The following is a 7,817-nucleotide window of genomic DNA, read 5'->3' as shown; positions in this document are numbered from 1 at the left end:
CGCACCGATCGCATGTTAAGAAAACTGGAAGCCCTACTCGCCGTTGCCGATGCCGAAGCATCGTTGATTATTACTGGTAATGGTGACGTAGTTCAGCCAGAACACGACTTAATCGCCATTGGCTCTGGCGGGCCTTTCGCTCAATCCGCCGCCTTAGCCCTATTAGAGAACACTGACTTAAGTGCTCGAGAAATTGCCGAAAAGAGCTTAACCATAGCTGGCAACATTTGCGTATTTACCAACTTAAATCAGACTATTGAAGAATTAGACGCTAAAGCCTAAGGCTTTGCAGGAATAAATTATGTCGGAAATGACCCCAAGAGAAATTGTCTCAGAATTAGACAACCACATCGTTGGCCAAGCTGATGCGAAACGGGCAGTGGCTATTGCTTTGCGTAACCGCTGGCGTCGCATGCAGTTAGATGACGATTTACGCCAAGAAGTGACACCCAAAAACATTCTAATGATAGGCCCAACCGGTGTAGGTAAAACCGAAATTGCCCGCCGCTTGGCCAAGCTTGCCCATGCACCTTTCATTAAAGTGGAAGCCACCAAATTTACCGAGGTGGGTTACGTGGGTAAGGAAGTCGAAACCATTATTCGTGACTTAGCCGATGTGGCATTTAAAATTACCCGCGAACAAGAAACCGAAAAGTTTCGTTTTCGCGCCGAAGACCAAGCGGAAGACCGCATCCTTGACGCCTTGCTACCACCAGCAAAAGACAGTTTTGGCCATGAAGAAAAGCCAGAAGAAAGCTCTACTCGCCAAGCCTTCCGCAAAAAGCTGCGCGAAGGCCTGTTAGACGATAAAGAGGTCGAAATCGACGTAGCCCAACCACAAGTGGGCGTTGAGATCATGGCCCCTCCTGGTATGGAAGAAATGACCAACCAACTTCAGGGCATGTTCCAAAACCTAGCGGGAAATAAAGCCACTAAGAAGCGCAAGCTAAAAATCAAAGAGGCCTTTAAGCTTTTAGTTGAAGAAGAAGCCGCCAAAATGATCAACCCTGAAGAGCTTAAAGAAAAAGCCCTGCATGCGGTAGAAAATAACGGCATCGTGTTCTTAGACGAGATAGACAAAATTTGTAAACGTGGCGAAGTGTCTGGCCCCGATGTCAGCCGAGAAGGCGTACAGCGAGACTTACTCCCCTTAGTTGAAGGCTCAACCGTGAATACCAAACACGGCATGGTAAAAACCGACCACATTCTGTTTATTGCCTCGGGTGCCTTCCAAGTAGCGAAGCCCTCTGACTTAATTCCAGAATTACAAGGCCGCTTGCCTATTCGCGTTAACCTTAGTGCGCTAAGCGCCGAAGACTTTGTACGGATCTTAACCGAGCCTAGCGCCTCGCTAACCGAGCAATACAAAGCACTAATGGCCACTGAAGGGCTAGACATTGAGTTTACCGAAGACGGCATTCGAAAAATTGCCGATGCCGCATGGCAGGTTAACGAACGCACCGAAAACATTGGCGCGCGTCGTTTGCATACGGTGATGGAAAAACTAATGGAAGAACTTAGTTTTGTGGCCTCCGATAACGCGGGGCAAACCGTGACCATCGACGCCGACTATGTCACTAAATATCTCGGCGACTTAGTGGCCGATGAAGACCTCAGCCGCTTCATTCTATAAGCTCTAAACTAGCCGCCCATTGGGCGGCTTTTTTTTCGCTTGCAGCAAGGGCCAGCGTAAGCACAACCCGCTTTTCTTAAGCACTTACCATTTCTTAATTGAAAACGGCAACTTAGGGTTTATACTGGTAGCGAATACTCGGGCCAATTTTAGGATCCAAACCATGGAATACAATACCTCAGAACTTTGTGACCTCTACGCCGACACGGTTGACGTTGTCGAGCCGATGTTTGCTAGTTATGGCGGCAGAAATGCCTTTGGTGGAGAAATCACCACCATTAAGTGCTTTGAAAATGCCGGACTAATTGCTCAGGTGGTGCAAGAGTCAGGAACAGGTAGAGTATTACTGATCGACGGTGGCGGTTCGTTACGTCGCGCCTTAGTGGATGTCAATATTGCCGAGACAGCCGCCGAGAACGAGTGGGATGGCATCATTGTTTATGGATGTGTACGTGATGTTGACGCCTTAGAAGAACTAGACATTGGCATTCAAGCCTTGGCTTCTATTCCTGTTGGTGCCGATGCCGATGATGAAACTGGGGATATCAATATTCCGGTTAACTTTGGTGGCGTGACCTTCCTACCGGAAGATCACATCTATGCCGATACCACCGGAGTGATTCTGTCGCCTGAGCCGCTCGACATAGAGTAAACGCTCAGGCTTAAAACTACTCGGCGTGAACGTCTTCGATTCGGCCTAATAAAGCCTTAAGGCGTTCTTGCCAAGCCTGTTGCTCTTGTAACAGGCGGCTGTTTTCATCATTTAGCTTGCTGTTCTGTTCCTTCAGCTCATCAATTTCCATACGCAACAACTCGATGCTATCAACCGCAACTTGGATCTTCGCTTCTAATTTTTCTAATACTTCAAAGGACATTACTCTTTACTCCCGTTAATTCCGTTTCTTAATCAGTACACGGCTTTGAACTGAACCAGTTGCTATCTGCATAAGAGCCAAAGTCGGTACTCACATACTGATAACAACTGCTTTAACAGCAGCATACTCTTGTCATCTTTAGCCAACAAGAGTAGAACAGTATTTCGCTAACTAGTTGTTGAATAAATAGTCATGAATATACAAAAAGGGCGCTACCGCCACTACAAAGGGCAAGATTACCAGGTTATCGACACGGTAATACATTCCGAAACAGAGCAAGTCTTAGTCTTATATCGCCCCTTATATGGCGAAGCAAAACTCTGGGTGAGACCCTATGAGATGTTTTTTGAAACGGTGGAAGTGGCAGGTAAGCAAGTGCCTCGTTTTGCTTTTGTTGAGGCACTTGAATAGAACAGCTAGGCAGGCTTAAATGTTTTGCCCCATATCCATGGAAGGCATCTCACAACAAGGGGTGCCAACCACTTTTGCTGGTACACCCGCCACCGTTGTATGGGCGGCTACGGGCTCTAATACCACACTGCCCGCCCCCACTTTGGCGCCTCGCCCAACTTCAATATTGCCGAGAATTTTAGCACCTGCGCCAATTAATACGCCTTGGCGAATTTTAGGATGACGATCGCCAGTTTCTTTGCCTGTTCCGCCTAAGGTGACCGATTGAAGTATCGATACATCATCTTCGATTACTGCGGTCTCGCCCACTACAATACCAGTAGCATGGTCGAACATGATGCCTTTGCCAATGGTTGCGGCAGGATGCACATCCACAGCAAATACCGCCGAAATTTGGTTTTGTATGTAACGCGCCAAGGCCAAACGACCTTTTTTCCATAGCCAGTTTGCAATGCGATAACCTTCTAAGGCATGAAAACCCTTCAGGTATAACAAGGGTACTGCGTAATACTGTACCGCTGGGTCTCGGTCTTTAACCGCTACTATGTCGGCAGCCACCGCTTCTAAAATACTAGGGTCAGCACGTAGGGCTTCTTCAATAAATTCGCGTAATAGAATCGCTTGAACCGTGGAACTGTCTAACTTGCTAGCTAACTGGAAGCTTAAAGCCGAGGCTAAACTATCATGATTCAAAATAGTGGAATAAAAGAAGCTCGCCAACATCGGCTCATCTTCAGCCATGCGATTAGCTTCATCGCGAACTTGCAACCATACTATTTCAGCAAGAGTTTGCTTGATTTGAAAATCGCTATCCTTTGCCACTGCTTCACCTTACTCTAATTCTAATTTCTTTTCCTGCGGAACCACCGATTGCGGATCTTGGTGGATTAATACATCAGCTTCGGGCCACAGTTCAACAATTTTATCTTCTACTTCATCGGCAATTTTATGCGCGGTATAAAGGTCAAGCTTATCATCTAGCTCCAGATGAAGCTGAATAAATTTAGTCTGTCCCGATTGGCGAGTACGAATATCGTGGGCCCCCATCACCTCGGGCACCGATAACGCGCAGTTTAATACCTGTATTTGAAACGACTCTGGCAACTGCCTATCCAATAGATTTTGCACCGACTCTTTGGCAATACCTAACGCTCCATAACAAATGTACAGAGCAATCAGCACCGCAAACAAACCGTCGGCCCAATACCAGCCGAAGCGACTCAATAGCAAGGCCACCAATACCGCTGCATTCATGTAAATATCCATGGCATAGTGCATGGAGTCGGCTTTAATTACGGTGTTATTGGTTTTGCGAATCACATAGCGCTGGAACATCACTAAAGCAAAGGTGATTAGGGTTGATATCACCATTACGCTAATCCCTGCATTGCTATGTTGAATAGCTTTAGGGTCGAGCAGCTCGGTCACACCACTAAATAGCAGCATAATGGCCGAGCCGGTGATAAACGCGGCTTGCGCCATACCAGCTAAGTGTTCCGCTTTGCCGTGGCCAAAGCTGTGTTCTTTATCAGGGGGTTGCAAGGCATAACGAACCGCCAACAAATTCACTACCGACATTCCTATGTCCATTAGGGAATCGATCAGCGAGGCAAGAATACTCACCGCACCCGTATATAAGAAAGCGCTACTCTTAATAACAAGCAAGGTCACCGCTACACAGGTTGCAACCCAAGTAGCTAAGGTGACCAAGCGCTGATAATTATGCTTTTCCACTTTACAAATTCTTCCAAAAATTTTGTAAAGTATAACGGTTAGCGACTATTAAAGCTGAGCTTTTTTCTGACCTTTGGTCATAAAGCGCGGATGGTTTTCCATTCTATCAGCATGTAATTGCTGATATTTTTGCTGCTGCTCAGGAGTTAATATTTGATATATCTGCTGCTGCGCACGTAGATGATCCACCATCATGCCTTGGCGGCGAGCCGCTTGTTCGGCGACTAAAGCTTGTGCTGCCGCTTCGTCAAACTTAGCCGAACTAATAATTTCCATGCGTTGCTGGTACATTGCCTGTCCCCGCTGAGCACGCTGGCCAGGTTGGTTTTTTTGGCCCTGCTGGTTCATTGCGCCTTTAGCTTGGAACTGCTGCATAATGTCTCTTACTTGCGCTCGCTGAGCTGCACTCAAGTCCAACTCTTGCATCATGCGCATTGGTGGGTAGTCATCACGACCTTGCATGCAACCAGCATTACCACCGTTGCCATTACCTGGTCCTGCGAAAGCTAGCGGTGCAAATACCATGCTGCCAAGTAGCGTACTAATGATTAGCTTGTTCATAATTATTCCTCGACTCGTTGATTCATTATTAGTTTACAAAGCTGAATGCAAACAAACGGCAGCAAAGTGTAAAGCAATGTAAAAGCGGCTACTTAATCACTGCAAAGGCCATGGAGTTTTGTACAATTCAAATATTAAGATTAAAAAGTGTGGCGCCAGTGAAATTACTGCTAATTGATGACGACAAAGAGCTAACCGAGTTGCTTGGCGAACTGCTAGAGCTAGAAGGCTTTAGCTGCGACATCTGCAATGATGGTTTAAGTGGCCTAGCCAAGCTTGAACAACAAGCTTACGACTTAGTATTACTCGACGTAATGATGCCGGGTAAAAACGGCTTTGAAGTACTTAAAGAACTACGCAAAGACAATCAGCAACCCGTATTGATGCTTACCGCTAAGGGTGATGAAATCGACCGTGTACTGGGTTTAGAACTGGGTGCCGATGACTATCTGGGAAAACCTTTCAGTGAAAGGGAGCTGCTGGCGCGGATCCGAGCCATTTTGCGGCGCACCCAAAGCACTAGCTCTAATGACAACGGCCATAGCCTGATCCGCCATCAAGACTTAAGCCTGTCGGTGAGCAAGCAACAGGCACATTGTGAAGACCAAGAGCTGGATTTAACCAGTACCGAATTACTGCTGTTACAGCAATTACTAGAACACCCCGGCCAAGTATTAGATAAAGAACAGCTCAACCAAAAGGTCTTAGGCAAACGGCTGCAAGCCTTTGACCGCAGCCTCGATATGCATATTAGCAACCTCCGTAAAAAGATCCCGCCACGCAAAGACCAGTTGCCACGGATTAAAACCGTGCGCGGTAAAGGTTACATGTGGCTAGAGTGGTAAGCATGAACCGGCTGCTAAACAATCTATTCGTTAAAATATTCGTCTCGTTCTGGGTGATACTGGTAATCACCGCGTTGGTCTCGATTAGCCTATCGAAACTAGTTCGAGAAGATGATTTTAGAGCGCCAGAGTGGGAGCTGAATAATCTTCAGGAATATGCCGAGCGCATCGAGCGTAATCCCGAACACTTTCTTAGCCCTTCGTATCGCCCTCATAAGCGCTCGCGTTTTGGGCTAGTTTTCATCGTTGACCAAAGCGGCCAAGTGATTAATCAGGCCAACTTAAGTCGCGACATGCATCGCTTCATTCTTGAGCATGACGATGTGACTAATCCGCGCGTTAGCGTAAATGATGAATATTTATGGGTAGGCCCGTGGCCAATTAAGCTGCAGCACCAAGACTACTTGTTATATCTTCAGCGCCGCCCACCACCGGAGCAATTACACGCGATCCGCAAACTTGGCTTCTCGCCTTGGTTTCTTGGCTCGGTGGCCCTGCTGCTCAGTTTGCTAATGTGTATTTTGCTTACCCAACACATCGTACAACCACTGAAGCGTTTGCGCTCGGCGGCCAATAAAGTGTCACTGGGTTACTTAGATACCCCGCTGCCAGAAATTCAACGCGGTGACGAGATTGGCCAGTTGTCTGATAGCCTGCAACGGATGGTAGATACCCTCAATCAGACCATTAGCAATCAACAGCGCTTGCTGAGTGATATTTCCCATGAGCTACGCTCACCACTTACTCGGCTCAACATGGCTTTGGCTCTACATAAAAAACGCCAACAAACCACTCCAGAAATAATGCGAATTGAACGCGAATCACAGCGCTTGGCCGAAATGATTAACGCCTTGCTATCGTTGTCTCGTATGCAAGTTAACGCCAAGCAACAACAAACCAAGTTCGATGAATTAATCGCCGATCTGATCAACAACTGTGAGTTTGAAGCCGAACAACTCAATAAGCAATTTAGCGCCAACTACCCGAAACAACTGAGCTTAGTATGTTATCCACAGTTACTCAGTTCGGCCATTGAAAATGTTTGCCGCAACGCCCTCAAGTATGCCGACAGCAAGGTCACTCTTAAAGCTAGTGTGGAAGATAAGCAATTAGTCATAGTGATATGCGACGATGGGCCAGGCCTTGCAGAAAGCGAACTGAACAGCATTTTTCGTCCCTTCTATCGTTGCGGTGAAGCCCGCGACCGAGACAGTGGTGGGGTGGGTTTGGGGCTGGCCATTGCCGAATCGGCCGTGCGCCAACACGGCGGTAGCATCGCGGCTAAAAATCATTCCCTGAAAGGGCTAGAAGTAAGCCTGCGCTTGCCACTACAATAGCGCTTTTTAGTCAACTGGATAAGCCATGATCAACATCGTGCTCTACGAGCCAGAAATCCCGCAAAATACTGGCGCCATCATTCGTTTAGCCGCCAACAGCGGTTGTAGCCTGCACCTCATCGAACCTTTGGGTTTTGCTTGGGACGATAAAAAGGTGAAGCGCGCAGGCTTAGACTATCATGAGTTTGCCGAGGTAAAACGCCACGCCAACTATCAGGCCTTCTTAGACAGTGAACAGCCCAAACGCCTGCTAGCCTGCACCACCAAGGGCAGCGGTTTTCATAGCGATTTCAGTTTTTCCGACGGTGACTACTTAATGTTTGGCCCAGAAACTCGCGGTTTACCAGACCATGTGCTCAATGAAATTGACGGCCAATTTCGATTACGCATTCCAATGCTAGCTAACAGCCGCAGCATGAAC

General features: G+C 47.3%; 10 protein-coding genes and 1 pseudogene. 7 read left to right on the top strand and 4 right to left on the bottom strand.

The annotated features are described in order from the left end of the window. From ACQY6Q_RS00615 to rraA, 3 genes and pseudogenes are all read left to right on the top strand, one after another. A pseudogene (locus ACQY6Q_RS00615) lies at positions 1-282 on the top strand (HslU--HslV peptidase proteolytic subunit); the annotation flags it as partial. A 19-nt stretch (positions 283-301) separates the two neighbouring features. Beyond that, positions 302-1,633, top strand: a complete 1,332-nt coding sequence (gene hslU / locus ACQY6Q_RS00610) for an HslU--HslV peptidase ATPase subunit (protein ID WP_427976629.1) — start codon at positions 302-304, stop codon at positions 1,631-1,633. Positions 1,634-1,796: 163 nt separating this feature from the next. After that, positions 1,797-2,285, top strand: a complete 489-nt coding sequence (rraA, locus tag ACQY6Q_RS00605; RefSeq protein WP_427976627.1) for a ribonuclease E activity regulator RraA — start codon at positions 1,797-1,799, stop codon at positions 2,283-2,285. Positions 2,286-2,301: 16 nt separating this feature from the next. Here the strand turns inward: rraA and zapB are convergent, their stop codons facing one another. Next, positions 2,302-2,508: a cell division protein ZapB gene (gene zapB, locus ACQY6Q_RS00600; protein ID WP_055733866.1), complete on the bottom strand. Its 207-nt coding sequence runs from the start codon at positions 2,506-2,508 to the stop codon at positions 2,302-2,304. A 192-nt stretch (positions 2,509-2,700) separates the two neighbouring features. Here zapB and ACQY6Q_RS00595 point away from each other — a divergent pair, with 192 nt between their 5' ends. Further along, positions 2,701-2,919: a DUF1653 domain-containing protein gene (locus ACQY6Q_RS00595; protein WP_427976624.1), complete on the top strand. Its 219-nt coding sequence runs from the start codon at positions 2,701-2,703 to the stop codon at positions 2,917-2,919. A 15-nt stretch (positions 2,920-2,934) separates the two neighbouring features. Here the strand turns inward: ACQY6Q_RS00595 and cysE are convergent, their stop codons facing one another. Genes cysE through ACQY6Q_RS00580 form a run of 3 tightly spaced genes read right to left on the bottom strand, consistent with a single transcriptional unit; the run spans position 2,935 to position 5,214 of the window. Next, a complete protein-coding gene (gene cysE, locus ACQY6Q_RS00590) occupies positions 2,935-3,741 on the bottom strand; it encodes a serine O-acetyltransferase (protein WP_427976622.1) in 807 nt (268 codons plus the stop codon). A gap of 9 nt (positions 3,742-3,750) precedes the next feature. Beyond that, positions 3,751-4,653 (bottom strand): cation diffusion facilitator family transporter, encoded by a 903-nt coding sequence (locus tag ACQY6Q_RS00585; protein ID WP_427976620.1) that lies wholly within the window; start codon positions 4,651-4,653, stop codon positions 3,751-3,753. A 48-nt stretch (positions 4,654-4,701) separates the two neighbouring features. Then, positions 4,702-5,214: a Spy/CpxP family protein refolding chaperone gene (locus tag ACQY6Q_RS00580; protein WP_427976618.1), complete on the bottom strand. Its 513-nt coding sequence runs from the start codon at positions 5,212-5,214 to the stop codon at positions 4,702-4,704. Positions 5,215-5,372: 158 nt separating this feature from the next. Between ACQY6Q_RS00580 and ACQY6Q_RS00575 the strand changes: the two genes are divergently transcribed. The 3 genes from ACQY6Q_RS00575 to ACQY6Q_RS00565 all read left to right on the top strand — a co-directional run. Then, complete coding sequence (locus ACQY6Q_RS00575) at positions 5,373-6,059, top strand: response regulator (RefSeq protein ID WP_427976616.1); 687 nt, start codon at positions 5,373-5,375, stop codon at positions 6,057-6,059. Between the two features lie 2 nt (positions 6,060-6,061). Then, positions 6,062-7,396: an ATP-binding protein gene (locus ACQY6Q_RS00570; RefSeq protein WP_427976614.1), complete on the top strand. Its 1,335-nt coding sequence runs from the start codon at positions 6,062-6,064 to the stop codon at positions 7,394-7,396. A 25-nt stretch (positions 7,397-7,421) separates the two neighbouring features. Next, positions 7,422-7,817: tRNA (cytidine(34)-2'-O)-methyltransferase (locus ACQY6Q_RS00565; RefSeq protein WP_427976612.1), on the top strand; the 396-nt coding region annotated here is incomplete at its 3' end.

The organism is Agarivorans sp., from assembly GCF_050295395.1.
Taxonomy (GTDB): domain Bacteria; phylum Pseudomonadota; class Gammaproteobacteria; order Enterobacterales; family Celerinatantimonadaceae; genus Agarivorans.
The sequence above is the reverse complement of the archived record's forward strand: the minus strand, read 5'-3'. Positions and strand labels throughout refer to the sequence as shown.

Bases quoted from the DNA above. Each gene is read 5' to 3' on its own strand.
- ACQY6Q_RS00570 (WP_427976614.1), top strand. From the start codon at position 6,062: ATGAACCGGCTGCTAAACAATCTATTCGTTAAAATATTCGTCTCGTTC.
- zapB (WP_055733866.1), bottom strand. From the start codon at position 2,508: ATGTCCTTTGAAGTATTAGAAAAATTAGAAGCGAAGATCCAAGTTGCG.
- ACQY6Q_RS00580 (WP_427976618.1), bottom strand. From the start codon at position 5,214: ATGAACAAGCTAATCATTAGTACGCTACTTGGCAGCATGGTATTTGCA.
- hslU (WP_427976629.1), top strand. From the start codon at position 302: ATGTCGGAAATGACCCCAAGAGAAATTGTCTCAGAATTAGACAACCAC.
- rraA (WP_427976627.1), top strand. From the start codon at position 1,797: ATGGAATACAATACCTCAGAACTTTGTGACCTCTACGCCGACACGGTT.
- ACQY6Q_RS00595 (WP_427976624.1), top strand. From the start codon at position 2,701: ATGAATATACAAAAAGGGCGCTACCGCCACTACAAAGGGCAAGATTAC.